This is a genomic window from Microbacterium keratanolyticum (assembly GCF_016907255.1).
GTDB classification, from domain to species: Bacteria; Actinomycetota; Actinomycetes; order Actinomycetales; family Microbacteriaceae; genus Microbacterium; species Microbacterium keratanolyticum.
Genome location: NZ_JAFBBQ010000001.1, coordinates 2782900 through 2806898, shown reverse-complemented (window position 1 = coordinate 2806898; position 23999 = coordinate 2782900). Strand labels below are relative to the sequence as shown.

Annotated in this window: 25 protein-coding genes; 9 read left to right on the top strand and 16 right to left on the bottom strand. The window is 64.5% G+C overall.

The genetic code is table 11. The features are described 5' to 3' along the window. Nucleotides 1-25: 25 nt before the first annotated feature. The 6 genes from JOD62_RS13530 to JOD62_RS13505 are packed head-to-tail and all read right to left on the bottom strand — an operon-like array spanning nucleotide 26 to nucleotide 4592. Nucleotides 26-565 carry a hypothetical protein gene (locus JOD62_RS13530; protein ID WP_204939769.1) on the bottom strand — a complete coding sequence of 180 codons (540 nt, stop codon included), beginning with the start codon at nucleotides 563-565 and terminating at the stop codon, nucleotides 26-28. Nucleotides 566-567: 2 nt separating this feature from the next. Next, nucleotides 568-1863, bottom strand: coding sequence for a DUF58 domain-containing protein (locus JOD62_RS13525; RefSeq protein ID WP_204939768.1), 1296 nt, complete (start codon nucleotides 1861-1863; stop codon nucleotides 568-570). Next, a complete protein-coding gene (locus tag JOD62_RS13520; RefSeq protein ID WP_204939767.1) occupies nucleotides 1860-2837 on the bottom strand; it encodes an AAA family ATPase in 978 nt (325 codons plus the stop codon). Before JOD62_RS13520 ends, JOD62_RS13525 begins: the two co-directional genes overlap by 4 nt. Continuing rightward, nucleotides 2834-3391 (bottom strand): hypothetical protein, encoded by a 558-nt coding sequence (locus tag JOD62_RS13515; RefSeq protein WP_204939766.1) that lies wholly within the window; start codon nucleotides 3389-3391, stop codon nucleotides 2834-2836. The genes JOD62_RS13520 and JOD62_RS13515 overlap by 4 nt, the downstream gene beginning before the upstream one ends. Next, the gene (locus JOD62_RS13510) at nucleotides 3391-4122 is read right to left on the bottom strand and encodes a DUF4129 domain-containing protein (RefSeq protein WP_204939765.1); all 732 of its coding nucleotides are present in this window, start codon (nucleotides 4120-4122) and stop codon (nucleotides 3391-3393) included. The genes JOD62_RS13515 and JOD62_RS13510 overlap by 1 nt, the downstream gene beginning before the upstream one ends. Before the next feature lie 23 nt (nucleotides 4123-4145). Further along, nucleotides 4146-4592, bottom strand: coding sequence for a MarR family winged helix-turn-helix transcriptional regulator (locus JOD62_RS13505; protein ID WP_204939764.1), 447 nt, complete (start codon nucleotides 4590-4592; stop codon nucleotides 4146-4148). A 64-nt stretch (nucleotides 4593-4656) separates the two neighbouring features. Between JOD62_RS13505 and JOD62_RS13500 the strand changes: the two genes are divergently transcribed. After that, nucleotides 4657-4899: a hypothetical protein gene (locus JOD62_RS13500; RefSeq protein ID WP_204939763.1), complete on the top strand. Its 243-nt coding sequence runs from the start codon at nucleotides 4657-4659 to the stop codon at nucleotides 4897-4899. A 10-nt stretch (nucleotides 4900-4909) separates the two neighbouring features. Here the strand turns inward: JOD62_RS13500 and uvrB are convergent, their stop codons facing one another. From uvrB to rpsA, 4 genes are all read right to left on the bottom strand, one after another. Continuing rightward, nucleotides 4910-6982: an excinuclease ABC subunit UvrB gene (uvrB, locus tag JOD62_RS13495; protein WP_204939762.1), complete on the bottom strand. Its 2073-nt coding sequence runs from the start codon at nucleotides 6980-6982 to the stop codon at nucleotides 4910-4912. Nucleotides 6983-7053: 71 nt separating this feature from the next. Further along, nucleotides 7054-7545 carry a hypothetical protein gene (locus tag JOD62_RS13490; RefSeq protein ID WP_204940246.1) on the bottom strand — a complete coding sequence of 164 codons (492 nt, stop codon included), beginning with the start codon at nucleotides 7543-7545 and terminating at the stop codon, nucleotides 7054-7056. A 221-nt stretch (nucleotides 7546-7766) separates the two neighbouring features. Further along, complete coding sequence (coaE, locus tag JOD62_RS13485) at nucleotides 7767-8378, bottom strand: dephospho-CoA kinase (protein WP_204939761.1); 612 nt, start codon at nucleotides 8376-8378, stop codon at nucleotides 7767-7769. A gap of 76 nt (nucleotides 8379-8454) precedes the next feature. Further along, nucleotides 8455-9909, bottom strand: coding sequence for a 30S ribosomal protein S1 (gene rpsA, locus JOD62_RS13480; protein WP_204939760.1), 1455 nt, complete (start codon nucleotides 9907-9909; stop codon nucleotides 8455-8457). 251 nt (nucleotides 9910-10160) lie between these two features. On the opposite strand from rpsA, the gene JOD62_RS13475 reads away from it, so the two are divergent. The 3 genes from JOD62_RS13475 to JOD62_RS13465 are packed head-to-tail and all read left to right on the top strand — an operon-like array spanning nucleotide 10161 to nucleotide 12907. After that, nucleotides 10161-11756 (top strand): sodium-dependent transporter, encoded by a 1596-nt coding sequence (locus JOD62_RS13475; RefSeq protein WP_204939759.1) that lies wholly within the window; start codon nucleotides 10161-10163, stop codon nucleotides 11754-11756. Continuing rightward, the gene (locus JOD62_RS13470) at nucleotides 11753-11917 is read left to right on the top strand and encodes a hypothetical protein (protein ID WP_204939758.1); all 165 of its coding nucleotides are present in this window, start codon (nucleotides 11753-11755) and stop codon (nucleotides 11915-11917) included. The genes JOD62_RS13475 and JOD62_RS13470 overlap by 4 nt, the downstream gene beginning before the upstream one ends. 48 nt (nucleotides 11918-11965) lie before the next feature. After that, complete coding sequence (locus tag JOD62_RS13465; protein ID WP_204939757.1) at nucleotides 11966-12907, top strand: 5'-3' exonuclease; 942 nt, start codon at nucleotides 11966-11968, stop codon at nucleotides 12905-12907. Between the two features lie 9 nt (nucleotides 12908-12916). Here JOD62_RS13465 and JOD62_RS13460 read toward each other — a convergent pair whose 3' ends face one another. After that, complete coding sequence (locus tag JOD62_RS13460) at nucleotides 12917-13903, bottom strand: PHP domain-containing protein (protein ID WP_204939756.1); 987 nt, start codon at nucleotides 13901-13903, stop codon at nucleotides 12917-12919. Nucleotides 13904-13912: 9 nt separating this feature from the next. After that, the gene (gene trpD / locus JOD62_RS13455) at nucleotides 13913-14977 is read right to left on the bottom strand and encodes an anthranilate phosphoribosyltransferase (RefSeq protein WP_204939755.1); all 1065 of its coding nucleotides are present in this window, start codon (nucleotides 14975-14977) and stop codon (nucleotides 13913-13915) included. A 202-nt stretch (nucleotides 14978-15179) separates the two neighbouring features. Here trpD and ctaE point away from each other — a divergent pair, with 202 nt between their 5' ends. From ctaE to JOD62_RS13430, 5 genes are all read left to right on the top strand, one after another. Further along, nucleotides 15180-15809: an aa3-type cytochrome oxidase subunit III gene (ctaE, locus tag JOD62_RS13450; RefSeq protein WP_271171553.1), complete on the top strand. Its 630-nt coding sequence runs from the start codon at nucleotides 15180-15182 to the stop codon at nucleotides 15807-15809. Between the two features lie 20 nt (nucleotides 15810-15829). Beyond that, the gene (gene qcrC, locus JOD62_RS13445; RefSeq protein WP_204939754.1) at nucleotides 15830-16630 is read left to right on the top strand and encodes a cytochrome bc1 complex diheme cytochrome c subunit; all 801 of its coding nucleotides are present in this window, start codon (nucleotides 15830-15832) and stop codon (nucleotides 16628-16630) included. Nucleotides 16631-16665: 35 nt separating this feature from the next. Continuing rightward, on the top strand, nucleotides 16666-17742 hold the full coding sequence (gene qcrA / locus JOD62_RS13440) for a cytochrome bc1 complex Rieske iron-sulfur subunit (RefSeq protein WP_204939753.1): 1077 nt from the start codon (nucleotides 16666-16668) through the stop codon (nucleotides 17740-17742). Continuing rightward, the gene (gene qcrB, locus JOD62_RS13435) at nucleotides 17739-19547 is read left to right on the top strand and encodes a cytochrome bc1 complex cytochrome b subunit (RefSeq protein WP_204939752.1); all 1809 of its coding nucleotides are present in this window, start codon (nucleotides 17739-17741) and stop codon (nucleotides 19545-19547) included. The genes qcrA and qcrB overlap by 4 nt, the downstream gene beginning before the upstream one ends. 333 nt (nucleotides 19548-19880) lie before the next feature. Beyond that, nucleotides 19881-20300: a rhodanese-like domain-containing protein gene (locus JOD62_RS13430; protein ID WP_204939751.1), complete on the top strand. Its 420-nt coding sequence runs from the start codon at nucleotides 19881-19883 to the stop codon at nucleotides 20298-20300. A gap of 98 nt (nucleotides 20301-20398) precedes the next feature. Here the strand turns inward: JOD62_RS13430 and JOD62_RS13425 are convergent, their stop codons facing one another. From JOD62_RS13425 to JOD62_RS13410, 4 genes are all read right to left on the bottom strand, one after another. Continuing rightward, nucleotides 20399-20833, bottom strand: a complete 435-nt coding sequence (locus JOD62_RS13425) for a cytochrome c oxidase subunit 4 (protein WP_204939750.1) — start codon at nucleotides 20831-20833, stop codon at nucleotides 20399-20401. Next, complete coding sequence (gene ctaD / locus JOD62_RS13420; protein WP_204939749.1) at nucleotides 20833-22560, bottom strand: aa3-type cytochrome oxidase subunit I; 1728 nt, start codon at nucleotides 22558-22560, stop codon at nucleotides 20833-20835. The genes JOD62_RS13425 and ctaD overlap by 1 nt, the downstream gene beginning before the upstream one ends. A 5-nt stretch (nucleotides 22561-22565) precedes the next feature. Beyond that, entirely contained in the window at nucleotides 22566-23459 is an 894-nt protein-coding gene (gene ctaC / locus JOD62_RS13415) for an aa3-type cytochrome oxidase subunit II (protein ID WP_204939748.1), read from the bottom strand. 108 nt (nucleotides 23460-23567) lie between these two features. Then, entirely contained in the window at nucleotides 23568-23924 is a 357-nt protein-coding gene (locus JOD62_RS13410; RefSeq protein WP_204939747.1) for a HesB/IscA family protein, read from the bottom strand. Between the last annotated feature and the right edge of the window lie 75 nt (nucleotides 23925-23999).

The window sequence follows — 23999 nt, the reverse complement described above, 5'->3', positions numbered from 1 at the left end:
CCACAGACATTGCGGCTGGGAGCCCTCAACTCTCCGTTCTGCCCGGACGCTCCCCCGCGGGACGACGGCTCAGAACAGCGAACCCTGCGACGACGAGAAGCAGCAATGCAGCAGCCGCCGGCGCCGCCCACGCTGATCCATCCGGACTCTGCTCCGTCCAGCCCAGCAACAGCACGAGGGCAAGTGGCTGGGCGACAGCCTGAACAATCAAGAAGGACCTCAGGATCGGAACAAAGGCGCCGACCTGCACGCTCGCGGTGAGGGGCAACAGCTGCGTGAGCGTTCCCAGCTGATGTATCGCTGTGACGACGACGAGCGCCAGCGCCGTCCGCCAGGCCTCGGTAGCACCGAGCATCAGCCCCAATGCGGTGATCACGATCACGCCCCACGCCATGCACGTACGCGGGTCGAGCACGGCTGCGACGGCTGCGACGACGCCGATCCAGAACCAGATCGGTGGAGCGACCAGCACGACAAGACCTCCCACCATGACAGCGAGAAGAGCTGCGCGCACGACGATCATGGGGATCGCCGGACCGGGGTGCAGAGAGTGGGAGCGTCGCATCATCACATCCGCCCCAGTTGGGCGAACTGTGCCTGCAGGACGTTTGTCTCCACATCCCAGACCACCACATCGACACCGGTGTGCCGCAAATCGTGAAACACATCATCGCGTTCCGCCAGAACCGTGCGCATGCCCGCTCGCTGCTCTGGAGTAAGTCGTGCGTCGTCTCGCTGCGGCAGTGTGTCCACAGCGACGACACGGTGACCGCTCGCACGCCAGGTCAGCGCGATCTGGGCGGCGGCTCCTTCGAAGAACGTCGACATAACGTAGATGACCGAGCCAGGCGGCACCGGCGGAGTGCGCCGGAACGATGTGTCTTCACCGTGCACGCCGATCGCAGAGATCGTCGACACGAGACGGGCGAGGTGGCGCGTCCCGCCACCGCTGCGCACGGACCGCCCACCCATGACGAGCTCATGCAGCGCCACGCGGTCTCCGTTCTCGATCGCCGCCGTGGCGACCGATCGAGCAGCCTCACGGGCGAAATCGAGCGAGGTCACTCCGCTGCGCTCTGGCAGACCCTTGCCCCAGCTGGCGACGACACGACCGAGGTCATCGGCCGTGTCGATGATGATGACGATCGATGCGTCGCTCAGCGTGTTCGAACGCCGTACGAACATGTCACCCGGGCGACGTGCGAGACGGGCTGTGGCGCGCCAATCCACCCGACGCAGCTCGTCTCCGGGGGCGAACGGGTGGATGTCTCGGAAATCGCCACCTTGCCCGGGGCGACGACCCTCATGCGCGCCATGCATCCCTCTCAGATGCGGAGAGAGAGGCAGGACTCCCAGGCGACGCGTCGGCGGGGACGCATTCCAGGGCTCGCTGACCTCAGCGCTGGCACTGGTGACCCGTTGTCCACCATCAGTGACAGCGCGCGCCACGATCGCGTGCATCGTGTCCGGCCCCGAATGCAGCAGCCGCGCGCGTGTCCGTACAACGCCGCCGTCGCCGCGCACCAGGATCTGATGCGGCCGCCGCCCGGACTGCGCGATGGAGAGCTGGACAAGCTCTGCATCGCTCTCCACTCCGATCGTGCTTTCGACGCGCGATGCATGCGTCCCCGTGTCCGTCGCTTCGGCCTTCTGCGGGCCGGTGTCGACGGTCAGCGTGAGTGCGGCGTCCGTGACGGGTCGGGTGAACGCCCGAAGGCTCAACAGCGCAATCGGCATCGCGACGATCACGACTGCCGGCTGCCCCCACATCATGCCAAGTCCGGCGATCACCGCTGCGACACCGGCTCCGAGAGTCGCGGAAAGTGTGCGGTGCCACGTCAACCGCGCGTCATGGACGCTCATCTCTCGGCAGTGACGGCCACGGTCGGCGGCACCGGCACTTCGGCCACGACCCGGCGCACGACATCCGCTGGCGACGCACCCTGCGCCCAGGCCTGCGGTGTCAATGTGAGACGATGCGCGAGAACGGGGACCGCGACGCGCTTGATGTCATCGGGACGGACGTAGTCCCGGCCATCGAGCGCAGCCAGCGCGCGGCCGAGCAGCATGAGTGCGAGCGAGCCGCGCGGCGAGGCGCCCACCTCAACGTTCGGCGCACCACGGGTCGCGCGCACGAGCTCGACGCAGTAGCGCGCCAGATCCGCGTCCACGTGAATGCGCTCGACCGCGAGCTGCATCTCACGCACGGTCGCGGCGTCGATGACCGGTTCGACAGTCGCAATCTCCGCCTGCCGCTGCACCCGGCCGACCAGGATGTCGACCTCGCCCTGTTCGCTCGGGTATCCCGGGGAGAGACGCACCATGAAGCGATCGAGCTGAGCTTCGGGAAGCGCGTACGTGCCTTCGTACTCGATGGGGTTCGACGTCGCGATCACGTGGAACGGCACCGGCAGCGGGAAGCGCGTTCCCTCGACAGTCACCTGTCCCTCCGCCATCGCCTCGAGCATCGCGGACTGGGTCTTCGGTGTGGTGCGGTTGATCTCGTCGGCGAGCAGGAGGCCGGTGAAGATCGGCCCTTCCCGGAAGACAAAAGAACCGGAATCCGGTGCGTACACGAACGACCCCGTCACGTCGCCCGGAAGCATGTCCGGCGTGCACTGCAGGCGGCGGAAGTCGAGGCCGAGCGCTGCGGCCATGCTGCGCGCGGCGAGCGTCTTTCCGAGCCCCGGGACGTCTTCGAAGAGCACATGACCGCCCGCGAGAATCGCTCCGAGCGCGATCTCAAGGGTGTCGTCCATGCCCACCACGACCGTGCGCACGCGATCAAGGATCTGCTGTCCGGTCGCGGCGACCTGCGAGATGTCGGTGAATGTCATCGGTCTTCCTTCGCTGGGTGATCGGGTGTGGTGGACGCATCAGCATTCGGATGCGCGGGCAGCGATGGCTCCGCTGACTGTGTCGTCCGTGGCAGCCGCTCGATCGCATCGAGTGCTCGCTCGATGTCGGCGCGCATGATCTGGTGGTGGAACAGCCCCGCACGAACGCCGTCTCCGAGAATCGCGTCCGCCTGCGCGAACTGCGCGGGATCATCCACGTCGATCCCGCGGTGCGCGAGGCGACGACGCAGCAGATTTCGGACACGTCGGACGATTGTGGGGCCCGCGACACCGTTGCGACCGGCGAACGACCACGCGAGACGCGAGACTTCCGATCCGCGCACGACGACGACCTGCTTATGCGCTGGCGGCCAGCCGGGTTCGCTTGCGGGCGAAGATGCGCGGCGTGCGATGACGATGGTCGAGAGAAGCACCGCCCAGGCAAGAGCGAAGGGCAGCTCCACACCGGTGAGCACGAGTGCGATCGTGACGAAGATGGCGACGAACAGTGGAAGGCCGACGGACGCCCAGAATGCGCGAGGACCCGGAGCCATCACTTCCATCCTTCCTCGATGGCGTGCAGCGCGGCACGAGCAGCATGCCGGTCCGCTTCCGTGGCCACTCCGCCTCCGAAGCGGACCTTCTCATACGCACGAAGCAGTGCTTCGGCCGGCTCGCGAATAGCCTCGGTGCGGATGATGAGGCGCAACGTGAACTCCGCAGGCGTCTCGGACCTTCCCCGCACGATACCGGCATCGCGCGCTGTCTCTTCCAGACCCACCCACGCCGCGACGATCGCATCGCTCGCCACCGCCTCCTCGTTGAACGAGGCGAGGGCGCCACTGATGCCTCGCCTCATGACCGGCGCGTCTATCGCAGCCTCGGCGACCGGCTCGGCGACGACGTCCACACCGACGCCTGCGGCCCCCTGAAGCCGAAGGCGTCGCTCGTTCCAGGCATCACGGATCACACGCAAAAGCCAGCGGATCAGGAACGCGGTCGCGACGAGCACCGCCGCGATCGCCCCCGCCATGAGGATGTTGATCAGGACCGTGAGGAACGGCGCATCCTCTCGCCGTGGTGGCTCGACGACCTCTGCCGGCCCTTCGGTGGACTCCGGGAACGGGGAGACTCCCTCAGGGAGCACGAAGTCTGGTGGTGTGAAGACCGGAACGCCCTGCACACGTGTCAGCAGCGTGAGGATCGCGAAGAGCGCGACGATGACGACACCTGCGATGAGGGAAGTCGACCAGGCCACCGTTGATGGGCTCCGGCGACTCTGCATGATCGTCACCCTAACAAAAGCGGCTACCGCTCGGTGGTGCGCCCCACGAACTGTGAAATCCCGTCCCGCAACGCACCGATCTCTTCCAGATTCATCTGCACCGCAGCCATCACCTTGCCCGGCACATGTGTCGCCTGCGCCCGTAGTGCGCGGCCGTCTTCGGTGAGGGCGATGTCGAGCCGTCGCTCGTCTTCACCGCTGCGCTGACGCACCACGCGGCCGTCGGCCTCGAGACGTTTGACGAGGGGTGAGGCCGTCGCCGGATCGAGGGCCAGGTCGTTCGCCAGATCGGTCAACGAACGAGGCGAACGCTCCCAGAGCGCGAGCATCACGAGGTACTGCGGATGCGTGAGTCCCAGTGGCTCAAGGATCGGGCGGTAGATGGAGACCACATTCCGCGCGGCAGTGACAAGCGCGAAACACAGTTGGTTCTCCAGCTTGAGCAGGTCGTCTGTGGTCGCGTTCGTCATACGTCCATCATAGACGCACGCTAATGATTAGTGGACTAATGAAAATGAGCGTACACTTTCAACCATGAGCGATTCCTCGCACGTTCCTCTTCGTGACCGCATCCGTGAGGCCGGTGGACTGTACAACTGGCTCAATCGCACTCTCATCCGCTGGGCGGGCCCCGCCTCGGTCGGCCCGTACGAGGCCACGCCGCCTCCGTCGGCATCCGAGCGCGCACAGCGCGCCTGCCCGCTCTGCGGACATCCGATGACCGAGCACACGATCGACCGATCGGGGCCGAAGCCCCTCATGCACTGCCCCAGCTAACGATCTCTGCTCAGGCGTGCCCTGCCTTCTCCATGGCACGAAGCTCCTTCTTCAGATCCTGCACCTCGTCGCGCAGCCGGGCCGCCAGCTCGAACTTGAGCTCGCCCGCAGCCGAGAGCATCTGCTGAGAGAGATCCGCGATCGTGGCCTCCAGCTGCGCCGCACCCTCTGCGGCGATCCCGCTGCGACGAAGGTTCGGTGTGGGTGACTTGCCCTTGCCGCTGGCGCGCCCCTTCTTTGCGAGCATGTCGGCGGTATCCGCGCTCTCGCGCGCCAGAACTTCTGTGATGTCTGCGATTCGCTTGCGCAGGGGCTGCGGATCGATGCCGTGCTCGGTGTTGTACGCGATCTGCTTCTCGCGGCGACGCTCTGTCTCTTCGATCGCCTTCGCCATCGAGTCGGTCATCTTGTCTGCATACATGTGCACTTCGCCCGAGACGTTTCGCGCGGCACGCCCGATGGTCTGAATGAGCGACGTTCCTGAGCGCAGGAAACCCTCCTTGTCGGCGTCGAGAATCGCGACCAGGGAGACCTCGGGCAGGTCGAGTCCTTCACGAAGCAGGTTGATGCCGACGAGCACGTCGTAGACGCCGGCACGCAACTCGGTGAGCAGCTCGACCCGGCGCAGCGTGTCGACGTCGGAATGCAGATACCGCACGCGTACGCCGTGCTCACCGAGGAAGTCGGTGAGCTCTTCGGCCATCTTCTTCGTCAGGGTCGTCACGAGCACGCGCTCGTCGCGATCGACACGAAGACGGATCTGCTCCAGAAGATCGTCGATCTGCCCCTTGGAAGGCTTGACGATGATGTGCGGATCGACGAGCCCGGTGGGCCGGATGATCTGCTCGACAACGCCGTCAGCGATGCCCATCTCATACTTGCCGGGTGTCGCCGACAGGTAGACCGTCTGACCGATCTTGCTCTTGAACTCATCCCACCGCAGCGGACGGTTGTCCATGGCGCTCGGGAGGCGGAAGCCGTGGTCGACGAGGGTGCGCTTGCGCGAGGCATCCCCCTCGTACATCGCGCCGATCTGCGGCACGGTCACATGCGATTCGTCGATGACCAACAGGAAGTCGTCGGGGAAGAAGTCGAGCAGGGTGTGCGGCGGCTCTCCCGCTTCGCGTCCGTCCATATGCCGCGAATAGTTCTCGATGCCGGAGCAGAAGCCCAGCTGCTGCAGCATCTCCAAGTCGAACGTCGTTCGCATGCGCAGGCGCTGCGCCTCAAGGAGCTTCCCCTGACGTTCGAACTCGACCAGGCGCTCCTCCAGCTCTTGCTCGATCGTGCCGATTGAGCGCTGGATCACATCCGTGCCCGCGACATAGTGCGACGCAGGGAAGATCGGCACGGCATCAAGACGCTCGATGACGTCACCCGTGAGAGGGTGCAGCGAGTACAGCGCCTCGATCTCGTCTCCGAAGAGTTCGATCCGAATGGCGTGTTCTTCGTAGACCGGGATGATCTCGATCGTGTCGCCGCGCACACGGAAGTTGCCGCGCGAGAAGTCGACATCGTTGCGGTTGTACTGCATCGCGATGAACTGACGGATCAGCGCATCGCGGTCGTACCGCTCCCCCACTTGAAGCGCGACCATCGCGCGCAGGTACTCCTCGGGCGCGCCGAGTCCGTAGATGCACGAGACCGTGGACACGACAACCACATCGCGGCGACTCAGAAGCGAGTTCGTCGTGGAATGGCGAAGACGCTCGACCTCGGCGTTGATCGACGAGTCCTTCTCGATGAAGGTGTCGGTCTGAGGAACGTACGCCTCGGGCTGGTAGTAGTCGTAGTACGAGACGAAGTACTCGACGGCATTGTTGGGCATGAGTTCACGGAACTCGTTCGCCAGTTGAGCGGCGAGTGTCTTATTGTGGGCGAGCACGAGCGTGGGACGCTGCACCTGCTCGACAAGCCACGCTGTCGTCGCCGACTTTCCGGTACCCGTCGCACCGAGGAGCACGACATCGGTCTCACCCGCGTTGATGCGCGCCGCCAGCTCGGCGATCGCCTGGGGCTGGTCACCCGCCGGCTCGTACTCACTGATGACCTCGAACGGTCGAACACTGCGCGTGGGTTGCATGCATCCAGCCTACGAGGGGCCACAGACATCGGGGCGCCACGGGCGCATCCGTGCTCCGCGACTCAGCGAATCTAGCGGGCCGCCAGCGTCAGGCTGTTCACCGCCGCTTCGGCAGTCCACTCCGCGGCACTGCTCGGCGTGATGAACATGACCCCGCTCGACGTGAGCGTTGACCCGGCCGCCCCCGGAGGGAACGTGAACGAGAACGTCAGGTTGTGGCCCCAGCCACCGGTCGGCTGCGTGAACGTGAAGGACGTCGCCGTCGAGTTCAACTGCGGCCCACTCCATGTGGGGTTGTTCGTCACGATCGCGGACAAGGTCACGGGCTGGTTGAACACCACGGTGATCGAAATCGCTGCTCCCGAAACAGGAGAGTTCGGCACGATCTGCGCCGACCATGTGTCATTCGTGAGCGTTGACCAGTTCTCCTGCGACTCCCCCTGCCAGTGGTAATTGGCGTTGTTGCCGGGGATCGCGCTCGCCGCTGCCATCGGCACTGCCACGGCTGCCGCAATGACGGGCACCGACCAGGCCGCCCCCTTCACGATCGTACGGCGCGACAAACCGGCACTCTTAGTAACGTCCATCAAGCATCCATTCGGGTAGATACTGCATGAGTATGAGCCCGATGCGCGCGACAGCACGTTCCCCAATGAGACCGCGCCCGCGGCATGCGGGCGGGAAGTAAATGTGCGCCGACCCCTATTGTGGCGCTCCCCTATCTACCAGGATAGCAAATCGGCAGGGGTCAAAACAAATCGCGCCACACGGGTGTGGCGCGACCTCAGAGTTCTCCTGTTCTCCCGTGAATTCGTCCCCACAACGCATCCACCTGCTGCTCGGTCTGCGAAAGATCCCCCGAGGTGTCGATGACGACATCCGCAATCTCGCGCCGTTCGGCATCGGATACCTGCGCCGATATTCGCGCCTGCGCATCATCCGCCGTCATGCCGCGGAGATCGACCAGACGACGTGCGCGCAATGCCGCCGGCGCATCCGCGACGACGATCAGATCCCACGGATCCTCCGACCGCGCTTCCTTCAAGAGCGGCACGTCATACACGACGACCGCGAGGGGGTCCGCCGCAAAGGCAGCATCGAACTGACGTTGCGACTCCGCACGTACCGCGGGATGGACGATGTGGTTCAGACTCTGCAGCGCCTCCGCGTCACCGAACACGCGCGCGCCGAGGGCCACGCGGTCGAGGGAGCCATCCTCATGCAGGACCTCTTCCCCGAACGTCTCGGCGATCTGCGCCAGCACGGGTGATCCGGCCGACTGGACCTCCCGCACGATCCGATCCGCATCCACGATGACGGCACCGAGCTCGCCGAGGCGTCGCGCGATCGTCGATTTTCCGGATGCGATTCCGCCGGTGAGCGCGATGAGAGGCATACCTCAATCCTTTCAGACCGCACACGAAAGCGGGCCACCACCCGAAGGTGATGGCCCGCTCTTCTAAAACAGCTGCTTAGGCGTTGCCACCCGAGAGCTTCTCGCGCAGAGCCGCGAGAGCCTCGTCGTCTGCCAGCGTGCCGGCGCCAGCCGACTCGCTCGAGAAGGACTGACCACCGAAGTCGTCGCCCGCCTCTGCCTCAGCCTCAGCGGCCTTGGCGACAGCAGCCTTGTGAGCCTCCCAGCGAGCCTGGGCTGCAGCGTACTCCTGCTCCCATGCCTCGCGCTGAGCGTCGAAGCCTTCCTTCCACGCACCCGTCTCGGCGTCGAAGCCCTCGGGGTACTTGTACTCGCCGTTCTCGTCGTACTCGGCGAGCATGCCGTACAGGGCCGGGTCGAACTCGGTGCCGTTGGGGTCGACCGACTCGTTGGCCTGCTTGAGCGACAGCGAGATGCGACGACGCTCGAGGTCGATGTCGATGACCTTGACGAAGACCTCTTCGCCGACCGAGACAACCTGCTCTGCGAGCTCGACGTGCTTGGCCGAGAGCTCCGAGATGTGCACGAGGCCCTCGATGCCGTCTGCGACGCGGACGAACGCACCGAACGGAACGAGCTTGGTGACCTTACCGGGCGTGACCTGGCCGATGGCGTGGGTACGCGCGAAGACCTGCCACGGGTCCTCCTGGGTCGCCTTCAGCGACAGCGAGACGCGCTCGCGGTCGAGGTCGACCTCAAGGATCTCGACGGTGACCTCCTGGCCAACCTCGACGACCTCGGACGCGTGCTCGATGTGCTTCCACGACAGCTCGGAAACGTGAACGAGACCGTCCACGCCACCCAGGTCGACGAATGCACCGAAGTTGACGATCGACGACACGACACCCTTGCGAACCTGACCCTTGTGCAGGTTGTTGAGGAACGTGGTGCGCGACTCCGACTGCGTCTGCTCGAGCAGCGCGCGGCGGCTGAGAACGACGTTGTTGCGGTTCTTGTCGAGCTCGAGGATCTTCGCCTCGATCTCCTGGCCCAGGTAGGGCGTGAGGTCGCGGACACGGCGCAGCTCGATGAGCGATGCCGGGAGGAAGCCACGAAGACCGATGTCGACGATGAGACCACCCTTGACGACCTCGATCACCTGACCGGTGACGACTCCGTCGTTCTCCTTGATCTTCTCCACATCGCCCCACGCACGCTCGTACTGCGCACGCTTCTTGGACAGGATGAGGCGGCCTTCCTTGTCCTCCTTCTGGAGAACGAGGGCCTCGACCAGGTCACCGACAGCGACGACCTCGTTGGGGTCGACGTCGTGCTTGATGGAGAGCTCGCGCGAGGGGATGACACCCTCGGTCTTGAATCCGACGTCGAGCAGAACCTCGTCGCGGTCGATCTTGACGATCGTGCCCTCGATGATGTCGCCGTCGTTGAAAGACTTGATAGTCAGTTCGACCGCGGCCAGGAAGTCCTCAGCAGATCCGATGTCGTTGATGGCGACCTGCTTGGTGGCCGGGGCGGTCGTTGCGGTAGTCATGTAGTGGGTTGTCCTTGTTGATGGATAGTCGGGCCGCATCGCGGCGCCTGCGCGCCTGATCGCGATGAAGCGAGGTGATTGTGGATTGCGTGCCACGCATGCGGAAGCAGATCTTCCACGGGTGACAGTTCAGGTTATCAGATCGAGGCAACGCCATGCGTGCGGAATCGGATCCCGCCACTCATCCGGTCCCTGTCCTCCCCGGCTGCACGCTGGTAGCGTGGCCGCACACGCCAGCGCAAGGAGGCTCAATGACGAATCCCGGAGGTCTGAGAGGCGGGACATCGACCCCGCCCCGTGAGGCGTGGACCGGACAGGTCGGCTTCATCTTCGCGGCGATCGGCTCCGCGGTCGGCTTGGGCAACATCTGGCGTTTTCCCGGCGTCGCGTACGAGAACGGCGGCGGTGCGTTCCTCATCCCCTATCTCATCGCGCTCGTAACGGCAGGCATCCCGATCCTGTTCCTCGACTATGCGATCGGCCATCGGTTCCGCGGAGCTCCGCCGCAGGCGTTCCGGCGCATGGCGCGGCGTGGCAGATCGAGCATGGAGTCGCTCGGATGGTTCCAGGTTGCGATCGCCTTCGTGATCACGCTGTACTACACCGCCGTGATCGCGTGGGCGCTGAGCTACTTCGTCTTCTCGTTCGACCTGCGCTGGGGCGACGACCCCGCGGGCTTCTTTACGACGGACTACCTCCAGGTGAGCGACCCCGGGTTCAGCCTCGAGTTCGTCCCCGGAGTGCTCATCCCCCTGCTCCTGGTCTGGGTCGCGGCGATCACTGTGCTCGGCGCGGGTGTGGCAAAGGGCTTGGAGCGCGCGAACCTCGTCTTCCTCCCACTTCTCGTCGTCGCATTCCTGATCCTGGTCGTACGGGCGCTCTTCCTCGACGGCGCCGCGGAAGGCCTCAATGCCTTCTTCACGCCCGATTGGAACGCCCTGGCGGATCCTGCCGTGTGGATCGCGGCCTACAGCCAGATCTTCTTCTCACTGTCGATCGCCTTCGGCATCATGGTGACGTACTCTTCCTACCGGCGTCGTCGCGGGAACCTCACCGCTCCCGGCCTCGTCGTCGCGTTTGGCAACTCCTCCTTCGAACTCCTCGCCGGCATCGGCGTCTTCGCCACGCTCGGCTTCATGGCATTCCAACAGGGAACGGAGATCTCGGAGCTCGAAGGACTCACCGGTGTCGGCCTCTCGTTCATCACCTTCCCCGCGATCGTCTCGCAGATGCCGGGCGGCCCGATCTTCGGCGCACTGTTCTTCGGTTCCCTCACCCTCGCCGGCTTCACCTCGCTGATCTCCCTTCTGCAGGTCGTCTCGGCGGCGGTTCAGGAGAAGTTCGGCTTCTCGGTGCGCGGCACCGCGGTCGGCGTCGGAATCGTCTGCGCGATCCTGTCGACGCTGATCTTCTCGACCACGACCGGCCTCCTGGCGCTCGACGTCACCGACAACTGGGCGAACAACATCGGGATCGTCTCGTCGGCCGTGCTCATGACCGTTCTGGTGCTGTGGGTCCTGCGTCGGGGCGGCGAGCTTCGCGCGCACCTGAGTGCGGTCTCGACGTTCCGCGTGGGTGCGATCTGGCAGACCCTTGTGACGGTGCTTGCGCCGATCGTGCTCGGCTACATGCTCATCACTCAGATCGTGACGCTCGTGACGGACGGCTACGGCGGCATGCCTGCGTGGTATCTCCTGATCTTCGGATGGGGCACGATCGCCCTCATCATCGTCCTCGCGCTCGTCCTGACGCTCACTCCGTGGCGTCAATCACCGGATGATTTCCGCGCCTGGCCGCCCTACGAGCCATCTGAACGGTCCCGCCCTCGATCGGAGGTGAAGCGATGACACCGATCGCCATCGCCGTGCTCTGTGGATCCATCACCCTGCTGTGGGGTGGGCTGATCGCCAGCGCGGTGTTCCTGGCCCGTCGCCCGGAAGTCGACATCTATCCCTTCGGTGGCTATGACGACGGACGTGAGGACGAGCTCGTTCACCACGACACGTGACCTCTCGGGCGCTCACCGAATGTCGGCGGGGACTGAGAGACTGAGCACATGACCGAACGTGAACCGCGCCTGATGCTGCTCGACACGGCAAGCCTGTATTTCCGGGCGTTCTACGGGGTGCCTGACAAGGTCAAGGCGCCCGATGGCACGTCGGTCAACGCTGTTCGCGGCCTGCTCGACATGATCGCGAAACTCACGACGACATATGAGCCGACGCACCTCATCGCATGCTGGGATGACGACTGGCGCCCGCAATGGCGCGTCGACCTCATCCCGAGCTATAAGGCTCACCGCGTCGTCGAGGTCGTGACCACGGGCCCCGATGTCGAAGAGGTCCCCGACCCCCTGGAGGCGCAGATCCCGCTGATTCGCGAGGCGCTCGGAGCTCTCGGCATCCCGATCATCGGCGCCGCGGAGCACGAGGCCGACGATGTGATCGGCACTCTGACAGCGCAGTCCGCGATTCCCGTCGACGTCGTCACCGGAGATCGCGATCTGTTCCAGCTCGTCGACGATGCACGTGGCGTGCGCGTGATCTACACCGCGCGCGGCATGAGCAACCTCGAGATCGTGACAGAGCAGACCGTGGTCTCAAAGTACGGTGTGCTGCCGTCGCAGTACGCGGACTTCGCGACTTTGCGCGGAGATGCCTCCGACGGCCTTCCCGGCGTCGCCGGTGTCGGCGAGAAGACCGCAGCGACGCTGCTCGCCGCGCACGGCACACTCGACGGCATCCGCGCCGCAGCGGCGGCAGGCGAAGGGATGTCGGCTGGTCTTCAGGGAAAGATCCTCGCCGCATCCGCGTATCTCGATGTCGCGCCGGCCGTCGTCGAAGTGGCTCGCACTCTGCCCCTCACCGATCCGAAGCGTCTCCTTCGCCCCCTCGACCCCCAGGAAGCGGATGCGGCAGAGCATCTTGCCACCGCACAGAACCTCGGCGGTTCCATGACGCGGGCCATCGCAGCGCTCGCGCAGCTCGACAACCGATAGTCCCCGCGATCACCCGGCCCAGCGTCGCAGCCGTTCAAGGCCCCATGTCGTGACGATGCGCTCGGCAGGCACTCCGAGGCGTTCCGCACGCTCGGCGCCGTGATCGAGCAATGGCAGCTGGCCGGGGGCATGCGCATCGGAGTCGATGGAGAACAGGCATCCGATCTCCAGCGCCAGCACCACGAGCTCGTCCGGCGGATCGGTGCGCTCCGGACGAGAGTTGATCTCCACGGCGACACCGTGTTCCGCGCATGCTTCGAAGACCGCTCGCGCGTCGAACTCCGAACGCGGACGCGTGCCGCGCTCGCCCTGCACCAGCTGGCCGGTGACGTGTCCCAGAACATTGACGCGGGGGTTGGCGACCGCCGCGACGAATCGCTTCGTCATGGGTCCAGCCGGCATTCTCAGCTTCGAATGCGCCGATGCCACGACGATGTCGAGCTCACCGAGGAGTGAATCCTCCTGGTCGAGGGCGCCGTCGTCCAGGATGTCGACTTCGATCCCCGCGAGCATGTGCAGCCCATCCCCGCCCGCCGCGCGTACGATCGGCATCTGGGCGCGCAGCCGTTCTGCCGTGAGACCACGCGCGACTCGCAGCCGGGGTGAGTGATCCGTGATTGCGAGGTACTCGTGGCCGAGCGCCCGGGCAGCATCCGCCATCTCCTGGATCGACGTGGTGCCATCCGACCAGTCCGTATGCGCGTGCAGATCACCCCGCAGCTTCGCCGTGAGCGCGGACCGCTTCACCGGTGCCACCGTGCCTTCCAGATCACGGAGGTACGACGGCGTCTCACCGGCGAGCACATCGCGGATCACCGCAAGCGTCGAGGCGCCGATACCTGGCGCGGCGCCGATCCGGACGAGATCCCGCTGAGCGTCCGCGGGCAGCGCCTCATACGCGTCGGCGGCGGTGCGAAACGCTTTCGCCCGATAGCGTGATGCGCGCTCGCGCTCCAGCAGCCGAGCGATCTCACGCAGCGCGTCTGCAGGCTCCATAGACGAACACTACGCCTGAGCCAGCTCCTGCGAGATGGATATCCACTGGTCGAGCTTGGCGGATGCCCGACCGTCGTCGACCGCTGCGGCGGCTCGAGCGAGTGCGTCTGCGAGCCGTTCCACGATCGGACGCTGCGCCTGAGCGGCATCATGCGAAAGCTCGTACGCGACGATGCCCGCGGCGGCATTCAGCAGCACGATGTCGCGCACCGGACCGGATTCGCCCGCCAGTGTCCGGCGCAGGATCTTCGCGTTGTGCTCCGGCGAGCCGCCGATCAGGTCTGCGAGTTCGGCGAGCGGGATTCCGAGGTCTCGAGGGTCGAGGTCGTGCTCGTGCACGTCGCCACGCGTGACCTCCCAGATGCGGCTGTGCCCCGTCGTCGTCAGCTCATCGAGACCGTCGTCGCCCCGGAACACCAGTGCCGTCGCCCCGCGAGTGCGGAAGACGCCGGTGATCAGTGGCACGCGATCGAGCTGCGCCACACCGACGGCGTTAGCCTCCGCGCGCGCCGGGTTGCAGAGGGGACCGAGCATGTTGAAGACCGTGGGGACACCCATCTCTGCACGCACGGCGCCGGCGTGCTTGAATCCGGGGTGGAATGCCGCAGCCCACGCGAAGGTGATGCCTACACGCTCCAGCATCGTGGCGACGGATGCGGGATCGAGAGAAAGCTGCAGCCCCAACGCGCCCAGAACATCCGAGGATCCGGACGCGGAACTCGCCGCACGATTGCCGTGCTTGACGACCGGGATTCCCGTGGCGCCGATGATGATCGCAGCCGTTGTCGAAACGTTAACCGTGCCGATGCGGTCACCTCCGGTGCCGACGATGTCGAGCACATCCGAGGAGACGGGCAGCGGCACAGCTGCTTCGAGGATGGCGTCGCGGAAGCCGACGATCTCGTCGATCGTCTCGCCCTTCGCACGGAGGCCCATGAGGAACGCAGCCAACTGCGCCTGCGTCGCCTCCCCGCGCATCACCTGACGCATCGCCCAGGTCGACTCGTACACGCTGAGGTCGCGGCGGGCGAGCAGGGTGGAGAGCACATCAGGCCAGGTCACGGCGTCCATCATGGTGCGATCCTATCGGCGGCGGCGATCGCACCTGCGCGGAGAAGTCGAAGATGACGACCTGGCAAACAGCGAGATCACGGCGCACAGATAGAGAACATGCAGGCGATTCTCGGCCAGTTCTTAGGTTGCCCTAAGTCATGAAACAGCGAAACGGCCCCCCTAGGTGCAAGAATCCCGCTCGCGAATCGGCCATAATGGTGAGGTGACGACTTCAGCGACGTATGCCCCGGTGGCGAGTACCATCAAGCGGCCCAACCCGGTAGCTGTCGGCACCATTGTGTGGCTCGGCAGCGAAGTGATGTTCTTCGCAGGACTTTTTGCGATCTACTTCACGCTTCGTAGCACCTCCCCCGAGATGTGGGCCGAGAACACGGAGCTCCTCAACGTTCCCTTCGCGACCGTGAACACGATCATCCTCGTGCTCTCGTCGGTCACGTGCCAGATGGGTGTCTTCGCGGCCGAGCGCCTGCAGCCCTACACGCTGAAGAAGCGCGGCTGGCTCGGCTGGGGCATGGTCGAGTGGTTCTGGCTCACCTTCATCCTCGGCGCGATCTTCGTGAGCGGCCAGGTCTGGGAGTACGCACAGCTGGTTGCTGAAGGCCTGCCGATCTCGGCTAACTCCTACGCTTCGGCGTTCTACATCACGACGGGCTTCCACGCCCTGCACGTGACCGGTGGTCTGATCGCCTTCCTTCTGGTGATCGGCCGCGCCTACGCCGTGAAGAACTTCACGCACAAGGAGGCGACCTCCTCGATCGTTGTGTCCTACTACTGGCACTTCGTCGACGTCGTCTGGATCGTGCTGTTCCTCGTCATTTACTTCCTGAAATAAGAGTGGAGCTGATCCCCGAGATGGCACGAGAGAAGAAGCGCCGCTCCAACGGTCGCCGCAGCCCGCTGGCTGCAGCAGCCCTCATTGGAGCAGGCCTCCTGATCACCGGCGGTGTGTACGCCGGAGCATCCGCGGCGTTCGCAACGACCGAGCAGACCAGCGTCACCGCGCAGGTCTCGGCAGAAGAAGGCGAGAAGCTCTTCCAGGCCAACTGCGCCACCTGTCACGGACTCGACCTGCAGGGAACGCCCGATGGGCCGAGCCTGTACGGCGTTGGCGAGCTCGCCGTCGAGTTCCAGATGTCGACGGGCCGCATGCCCATGCAGATGAGTGGACCGCAGGCTCCTCAGAAGCAGCCGCAGTTCACCCAAGAGCAGATCGAGTCGATCGCGGCCTTCGTGCAGACGATCGCCCCGGGTCCCAGCTACCCGGAGGAGCGCATCCTCGACGGCGAAGGCGACATCGCACACGGTGCGGAGCTGTTCCGCATCAACTGCGCGATGTGCCACAACGTCGCCGCAGCCGGTGGCGCTCTGACCGAGGGCAAGTGGGCTCCATCGCTCGCCAACACCAGCGCACTGCACCTGTACGCCGCGATGGCGACCGGACCGCAGAACATGCCCGTCTTCAGCGACACCAACCTCTCGCCGGAAGACAAGCGCGACATCATCTCGGCACTCCTGTTCCAGCAGCAGGCTGTGCAGGTCGGTGGCTTCACGCTCGGATCACTCGGACCTGTGTCTGAGGGTCTGTTCATCTGGATCTTCGGTATCGGCGCGCTCATCGCCGTGACCGTATGGATCACCGCGAAGTCCAACTGACGAACTACATCGAAGAGGAACGTACGAGGAGCACCATGGCAAACGACGACGACTCGAAGGCTCTTGACAGGGCCTACCAGCCCTCCCCCGGGCTGGGCGTCGCAGTCAGCGATCCCGTGCAGAACCCGGGTCTCCCGCCGCATCGCGAGCGGATGACCGACAAGGACCCGAAGGCCATGAAGGCCGCGGTCCGCACGGTCTACACCCTGTTCTACCTGTCGGTCGCCGGCAGCATCTGGGCGGTTGCCGCCTACATGCTGTTCCCGATCGAGAGCGGCGCGCTGATCGATGTCCGACACAACAACATGTTCATCGGCATCGGAATCGCTTTCGCCCTTCTGGCGATCGGTATCGGCGCGATCCACTGGTCCAAGGCGATCATGTCGGACAAGGAGTACATCGAGGAGCGTCACCCGACTCGCGGTAAGGACGCCACTCGCGAAGCAGCGATCAAGGCGTTCGCTGACGCCAACGAGGAGTCCGGTTTCGGACGCCGCACGATGATCCGCAACTCCCTGATCGCCGCACTCGTGGCATCGGTTGTTCCCGGCATCACGCTGTTCCGCGGACTCGCTCCGTTCAACACGCCGGAGAACCCGATTGCGGGTGACCCCGTGGCACTGCTGAGCCACACGATGTGGCGAGAAGGCATGCGTCTTGCCCGGGACCCCGACGGCACTCCCATCCGTGCAGCGGATGTGCAGCTCGGCAACGCCGTGCACGTGATTCCCGAGCCGCTCTCCGAGCTCAGCCACCACGACGGCTACCTCGAAGAGAAGGCGAAGGCGATCGTTCTACTGATGCGTCTGCGCCCAGAGCAGCTCATCGAGAGCGAAGAGCGCAAGAGCTGGTCGTACGACGGCATCGTCGCGTACTCCAAGGTCTGCACGCACGTCGGCTGCCCTGTTGCCCTGTACGAGCAGCAGACCCACCACCTGCTGTGCCCGTGCCACCAGTCGCAGTTCGATGTGACGGAGCACGCCAAGGTCATCTTCGGCCCGGCAGCTCGTCCGCTGCCGCAGCTGCCGATTGCTGTCGATGACGAGGGCTACCTCGTCGCGCAGAGCGACTTCCACGAACCCGTCGGCCCTAGCTTCTGGGAGCGCCATTGAGTACCTCAACCGTCCGCGAAGAGACGAAGACTAAGCCGCTCGGCGGCCGCTTCGTCGGTGCCGCCTCGAACTACATCGACGAGCGCACCAGCATCTCCGGCTTCGTCAAGGAACTGGGTCGCAAGATCTTCCCTGACCACTGGTCGTTCATGCTCGGCGAGATCGCCCTGTGGAGCTTCGTCGTCGTGCTGCTGTCGGGTACCTTCCTGACCTTCTTCTTCCAGGCATCGATGGCTACCACCCACTACACGGGTGCGTTCCCTCCCATGCGCGGCATGGAGATGACGGCGGCCTTCGAGTCCGCTCTGCGTATCTCCTTCGACGTGCGCGGTGGGCTCCTGGTCCGTCAGATCCACCACTGGGCAGCTCTCGTGTTCATCGCCGGCATCGGCGTGCACATGCTGCGCGTCTTCTTCACCGGCGCGTTCCGCAAGCCGCGTGAGCTGAACTGGGTGATCGGCTTCGTGCTGTTCATCCTGGCTCTCGCCGAGGGATTCACGGGCTACTCGCTCCCCGACGACCTGCTCTCGGGCAACGGTCTCCGCATCATCGACGGAATGATCAAGGGTCTGCCGGTCATCGGCACCTGGACGTCCTTCCTGCTCTTCGGTGGCGAGTTCCCGGGTACCGACATCGTCGGGCGCCTGTACACACTGCACATCCTGATCCTGCCGCTGCTGGTGATCGCGTTCGTCGCGGTGCACCTCATGCTCATGATCATCAACAAGCACACGCAGTTCGCAGGCCCCGGCCGCACGAACGACAACGTCGTGGGCTACCCGATGATGCCCGTGTACATGTCGAAGATGGGTGGCTACCTGTTCATCGTCTTCGGTGTGATCGTGCTGATCGCGTCGTTCTTCCAGATCCTTCCGTTCTGGGATTACGGCCCCTACGACCCGTCCCCCATTTCGGCCGGTACTCAGCCTGACTGGTACATCGGCTTCGCGGATGGCGCGCTGCGTCTCGCTCCGTCGAACTGGGATGTCGTGTTCCTCAACCACACCTGGTCGTTCGGAATCATCGTTCCCGTGCTCGTCCTCGGTCTCTTCATCGTGGCCGTCGCGATCTACCCCTTCCTCGAGGCGTGGATCACGGGTGACAAGCGCGAGCACCACATCGCACAGCGTCCGCGCAACGCCGCGACGCGTACGGCGATCGGTGTGGCCGGAATGATCTTCTACGCAGTTCTCTGGGCCGCGGCATCCTCCGACCTGATGGCTACTCACTTCATGCTCACCATGGAGGGCGTGATCCTTGCTCTGCAGATCCTGCTCTTCGCGGGACCGGTGATCGGATACTTCGTCACGAAGCGCATCTGCATCGCGCTGCAGAAGAAGGATCGCGAGATCGTTCTGCACGGTTACGAGTCGGGCCGCATCGTCCGTCTCCCCGGTGGCGAGTTCATCGAGGTTCACCAGCCGGTCGACGTCTACGACCGCTGGAAGCTCATCGATATCGACACGTACGAGCCTCTGGTTGTGCGCCCGAACGCCAAGGGACGCATCCCGTGGACCGAGAACGTCCGTTCGGCGCTGTCGCGCTGGTTCTTCGAGGACCGCCTCTCCCCGCTCACGCAGGCTGAGGTCGACGCGGCTGACGCTCACGCTCACCACGCGGTAGAGCACACGGACGAGACGGCCGCTCAGGAGGTCCTCGAGGCCCACCAGCGCGCTGGTGTCTCCGAAGACCAGATCGCTGCAGCTGACGAGCACATCGGCGAGACGCCGAACACGCCCAGCTCGGTCATCGCGACCGAGCCCGTGAAGAAGCCTCGCAAGAAGAACACGGAGGGTGGCGAGTAACTCCGCTCCCCCGCAACGCTGAAGGCCCCGTCCGTTTTGGACGGGGCCTTCAGCGTTCGCCCGATAGGACGCTGGTCCATTCGCGAAGCTCGCACGTGTTCCCTGCTGCGACGACACAGTCAGGTGTGCACCGGCCGCCACTGCCGGTCACAGCCGGCGCCGGTCCTGCGTGATCACCGCTCCTACATCGCCTCCGCTCTTAGGTCGGCGATCGCTTCTAGGTACCGGCGGCAAGGCGGTGTGGCGGTCGCGCACGCCACACCGAGCGGGCACACGTCAGTCACATGAACTCAACGTCGTAACATGCTCACGCGCACGGCCTACGCTGATTGCATGATCGATCGCGCCTCATACTTCGCTGCCAAGCTCGCCTACGAGACGGACCCGGGGGACGTGTACCTGGCGCAACGTCGGGGCGAATCACCTGTCATCATCGACGTCCGGTCCTCCGAGGCCTGGGCGCAGGGACGCGTCGCCGGAGCAGTTCACATGCACTACAGCGAGATCCCTGCACGAGCTCCCTTAGAGATCCCCCGTGACGCCGAGGTGATCGTGTACTGCTGGAGTCCGGGCTGCAACGCCGGCGCCAAGGGCGCACTGGCATTCTCTGAGCTCGGCTACAGCGTGCGCGAGATGATCGGCGGCTACGAGTACTGGGTGCGTGAAGGCTATCCGATCGAGAACATCGAGGGCGTCTTCCGTTTCCCTGTCGATCCGACGACCGGAGTGCCGCGGATTCGCACCCACGCGTAGCCCGCACCGCCAGCGTTCCCCGCCCCCCGCGCTCGGGTTCCCGTACAACGAAGAAGGGCTCCTGGCCGAAGCCAGGAGCCCTTCTTGTGATGCTGTGATCAGCGTGCGAAGTGTCCGCGGTAGTACTCGTACACCCAGCCGACGATTGCGACGACGAAGAGTGCGAGACCCATCGGGAGCAGGAAGTGTCCGACAGCGAGACCGACAACGAAAACCGCTGCGGAACCGGCGAGAACGATCGGCCACCAGGACCACGGGCTGAACTCGCCGAGCTCAGGGTCTCCGTCGTCGATGTCCGCAGTGAGGATGTCTTCCGGAAGCTCGCCACCCTGCGCCTTATGCGTACGCGACAGGTAGAAGCCGATCATCGCTGACATCAGCGCCGAGAAGAGCAGGGCGATGGTGCCGACCCATTCCACGGCGTTGACGAACGGAAGATCCGTGTACGTCGCGAGGTTCCATCCCACGTACACCGCGGTGACGATCAGGAAGAAGATCGCGAGGAGCCACCAGAGAACAACGTTGGAGCGCATTAGTGGGCCTTTCCTTCACCAGCGGCCGCGACCGGGTGCTCTGCAGCCTCCGGGTGGTTCAAATCGAACGCGGGGCGCTCGCTGCGGATACGCGGGATCGACGTGAAGTTGTGACGCGGCGGCGGGCAGGAGGTCGCCCACTCAAGCGATGCGCCATAGCCCCACGGGTCGTTGACCGTGACCTTCGGAGCCTTGCGCGCCGTGATCCACACGTTGAGGAAGAACGGCAGCATCGAGGCGCCGAGGATGATCGCACCGATCGTCGAGACCTGGTTCTGCCACGTCCAGTTGTCGAACTCGGAGTAGTCCGCGTAACGGCGGGGCATGCCGTCGACACCCAGCCAGTGCTGAATGAGGAACGTCATGTGGAAGCCGATGAACAGCAGCCAGAAGTGCACGTAGGCGAGACGCTCATTGAGCATTCGACCGGTCCACTTCGGCCACCAGAAGTAGAAGCCTGCGAACATCGCGAACACCACGGTGCCGAAGACGACGTAGTGGAAGTGCGCGACCACGAAGTACGAGTCAGAGAGGAAGAAGTCCAGCGGCGGCGACGCCAGGATGACGCCGGTCAGACCACCGAAAACGAACGACACGAGGAAGCCCAGCGAGAAGACCATCGGCGACTCGAAGGTCACCGAACCTCGCCACATGGTGCCGATCCAGTTGAAGATCTTCACACCGGTCGGAACCGCGATGAGCATCGTCATGAGCGCGAAGAACGGAAGCAGAACCGATCCGGTGACGTACATGTGGTGAGCCCACACGGCAACGGACAGCGCAGCGATCGCGATGGTCGCGTAGACGAGAGTCTTGTATCCGAAGATCGGCTTACGGCTGAAGACCGGGAAGATCTCGGAGACGATGCCGAAGAACGGCAGCGCGATGATGTAGACCTCGGGGTGACCGAAGAACCAGAAGAGGTGCTGCCAGAGGAGCACACCGCCGTTGGCCGGGTCGAAGATGTGAGCGCCGAGCACACGGTCAGCTGCCGCCGAGAGGATCGCAGCGGCGAGCACGGGGAACGCCATCAGGATGAGGAGGCTGGTGACCAGCGTGTTCCAGGAGAAGATCGGCATGCGCCACATCGTCATACCCGGAGCGCGCATCGTGATCACGGTCGTGATGAAGTTCACCGCGCCGAGGATCGTTCCGAAACCGGAGATGCCCAGACCGAGCATCCAGAGGTTTCCACCGGCTCCTGGCGAGAACGAGGCGTTGGCCAGCGGCTGGTAGGCGAACCATCCGAAGGATGCCGCACCCTGGGGCGTCAGGAAGCCCGCGACCGCGATGATCGAGCCGAAGGAGAACAGCCAGAACGCGAAGGCGTTCAGACGGGGGAACGCCACATCGGGCGCACCGAGCTGCAGCGGCAGGATCGCATTCGCGAAACCAGCGAAGAGCGGCGTCGCGAACATGAGCAGCATGATCGTGCCGTGCATCGTGAACAGCTGGTTGTACTGCTCCTTCGTCGGCACGATCTGCATGCCGGGAGCGAACAGCTCAGCACGGATGACAAGCGCCATCACACCACCGAGCAGGAAGAAGATCACGGAGGCGATCAGATACATGTATCCGATCGTCTTGTGGTCTGTGGAGGTGATCCACTTGACGATCAGGTTGCCCTTCTCCTCCACACGAGTGGAAGAGAGGAGAGCGGCCTGTCGCGGCGGGAGCGTCGTGGGGCGCGGCTGCGCCTCAGTGGTGCCCGGAAGAGTTGTCGTCATGATCCTTACTCCCCTTCCTCGGAGCTGGTCCCGGTGCCGGGAAGGTTGGAGAGACGGTCATAGGCGTCGGTGATGTCACCGGTGTTGCCCGCCTCACGGAGCGATGCGAGGTAATCCTCGTACTCGGCTTCGCTGACAACCTCGACGTTGAAGAGCATCATCGAGTGGAATTCACCACAGAGCTCCGCACACTTGCCCTGGTACGTGCCCTCACGAGTGGGGATGAAGGACCAGGAGTTGTCCTTGCCGATGTACATGTCCTTCTTGTAAAGGAAGTCGATGATCCAGAACGAGTGGATCACGTCGCGCGACTGAAGCTCGATGCGAACTTCCTTGTCGACGGGCAGGACGAGCGTGGGAAGCGCCGCCTGGTCGATGTTGCCGTCCTTGTCGGGCTGAGCCTGAACGCCCATGCTCCAGACAGCGTCTGTGTTGTCCTTCTCTTCGCCGTTGTACTGGAAGTCCCATGCCCACTGCTTGGCGATGGCGACGACCTCGACGTCAGGGTCTTCGTACTGCGTCTCGATGATCGCCTGGTCACGAGCGGTGAAGGCAAAGAAGCCGAGGACGAGGATGAAGGGCACGACCGTGTAGAAGATCTCGATCGGCATGTTGTAGCGCATCTGCACCGGCAGGCCGATCTGGCCCTTGCGGCGGCGGTAGGCGATCGCGGCCCAGGCCATGAGGGCCCAGGTGATCACGCCGACGGCAAGGAGGACGATCCAGGAGTTCACCCAGAGCGCCGCGACACGGTCGGTCTGGTTCGTGGCCGGCGTTCCGTCCTCGACGAAGCCTGGAAGGAATCCGTGGAGTTCGGTGGGAGTACATCCCGCCAGGGCCACAGCTGCCGCTACTCCCAGCGGAATAGCGACCCAACGAAGGCGGCGTTTCGAGGGCACGATGCACCTTTCAGATTGCGGACAGGGCACCCCTAAGTCTAGGGCAACCTCACACCCGATTCATGCCAACCACGCAGGTTGGACACAGTTTGCGAGTGTGCTAAGGGATCAGTGGAAGCTGTCGCCACAGGCGCAGGAACCGCCCGCGTTCGGGTTGTCGATCGTGAAACCCTGCTCGGAGATCGTGTCCTTGAAATCGATCGACGCGCCGTCGAGGTACGGAACACTCATGTTGTCGATGATGACCTCCACGCCATCGAAGTCGACCGTCTCGTCGCCCTCGAGGTAGCGCTCGTCGAAGTACAGCTGGTAGATCAGACCCGAGCAGCCGCCGGGCTGGACGGCGACACGAAGACGCAGGTCATCGCGGCCCTCCTGCTCGAGAAGGCTCTTCACCTTCAGGGCTGCCGCGTCGCTCAGGGTGACGCCGTGGGCCGGTGCGATCGATGCAGTGGTGTCAGTCATGGTGCTCCTTGGAACGGCCGCGGCGCGCGCCACGGACTCAGTGCCTCGATTCTACCGTTCGATCCTCCGGAGCGG

Bases quoted from the DNA above. Each gene is read 5' to 3' on its own strand.
- JOD62_RS13530 (WP_204939769.1), bottom strand. From the start codon at position 565: ATGCGACGCTCCCACTCTCTGCACCCCGGTCCGGCGATCCCCATGATC.
- JOD62_RS13525 (WP_204939768.1), bottom strand. From the start codon at position 1,863: ATGAGCGTCCATGACGCGCGGTTGACGTGGCACCGCACACTTTCCGCG.
- JOD62_RS13520 (WP_204939767.1), bottom strand. From the start codon at position 2,837: ATGACATTCACCGACATCTCGCAGGTCGCCGCGACCGGACAGCAGATC.
- JOD62_RS13515 (WP_204939766.1), bottom strand. From the start codon at position 3,391: ATGGCTCCGGGTCCTCGCGCATTCTGGGCGTCCGTCGGCCTTCCACTG.
- JOD62_RS13510 (WP_204939765.1), bottom strand. From the start codon at position 4,122: ATGCAGAGTCGCCGGAGCCCATCAACGGTGGCCTGGTCGACTTCCCTC.
- JOD62_RS13505 (WP_204939764.1), bottom strand. From the start codon at position 4,592: ATGACGAACGCGACCACAGACGACCTGCTCAAGCTGGAGAACCAACTG.
- JOD62_RS13500 (WP_204939763.1), top strand. From the start codon at position 4,657: ATGAGCGATTCCTCGCACGTTCCTCTTCGTGACCGCATCCGTGAGGCC.
- uvrB (WP_204939762.1), bottom strand. From the start codon at position 6,982: ATGCAACCCACGCGCAGTGTTCGACCGTTCGAGGTCATCAGTGAGTAC.
- coaE (WP_204939761.1), bottom strand. From the start codon at position 8,378: ATGCCTCTCATCGCGCTCACCGGCGGAATCGCATCCGGAAAATCGACG.
- rpsA (WP_204939760.1), bottom strand. From the start codon at position 9,909: ATGACTACCGCAACGACCGCCCCGGCCACCAAGCAGGTCGCCATCAAC.
- JOD62_RS13475 (WP_204939759.1), top strand. From the start codon at position 10,161: ATGACGAATCCCGGAGGTCTGAGAGGCGGGACATCGACCCCGCCCCGT.
- JOD62_RS13470 (WP_204939758.1), top strand. From the start codon at position 11,753: ATGACACCGATCGCCATCGCCGTGCTCTGTGGATCCATCACCCTGCTG.
- JOD62_RS13465 (WP_204939757.1), top strand. From the start codon at position 11,966: ATGACCGAACGTGAACCGCGCCTGATGCTGCTCGACACGGCAAGCCTG.
- JOD62_RS13460 (WP_204939756.1), bottom strand. From the start codon at position 13,903: ATGGAGCCTGCAGACGCGCTGCGTGAGATCGCTCGGCTGCTGGAGCGC.
- trpD (WP_204939755.1), bottom strand. From the start codon at position 14,977: ATGATGGACGCCGTGACCTGGCCTGATGTGCTCTCCACCCTGCTCGCC.
- qcrC (WP_204939754.1), top strand. From the start codon at position 15,830: ATGGCACGAGAGAAGAAGCGCCGCTCCAACGGTCGCCGCAGCCCGCTG.
- qcrA (WP_204939753.1), top strand. From the start codon at position 16,666: ATGGCAAACGACGACGACTCGAAGGCTCTTGACAGGGCCTACCAGCCC.
- JOD62_RS13430 (WP_204939751.1), top strand. From the start codon at position 19,881: ATGATCGATCGCGCCTCATACTTCGCTGCCAAGCTCGCCTACGAGACG.
- JOD62_RS13425 (WP_204939750.1), bottom strand. From the start codon at position 20,833: ATGCGCTCCAACGTTGTTCTCTGGTGGCTCCTCGCGATCTTCTTCCTG.
- ctaD (WP_204939749.1), bottom strand. From the start codon at position 22,560: ATGACGACAACTCTTCCGGGCACCACTGAGGCGCAGCCGCGCCCCACG.
- JOD62_RS13410 (WP_204939747.1), bottom strand. From the start codon at position 23,924: ATGACTGACACCACTGCATCGATCGCACCGGCCCACGGCGTCACCCTG.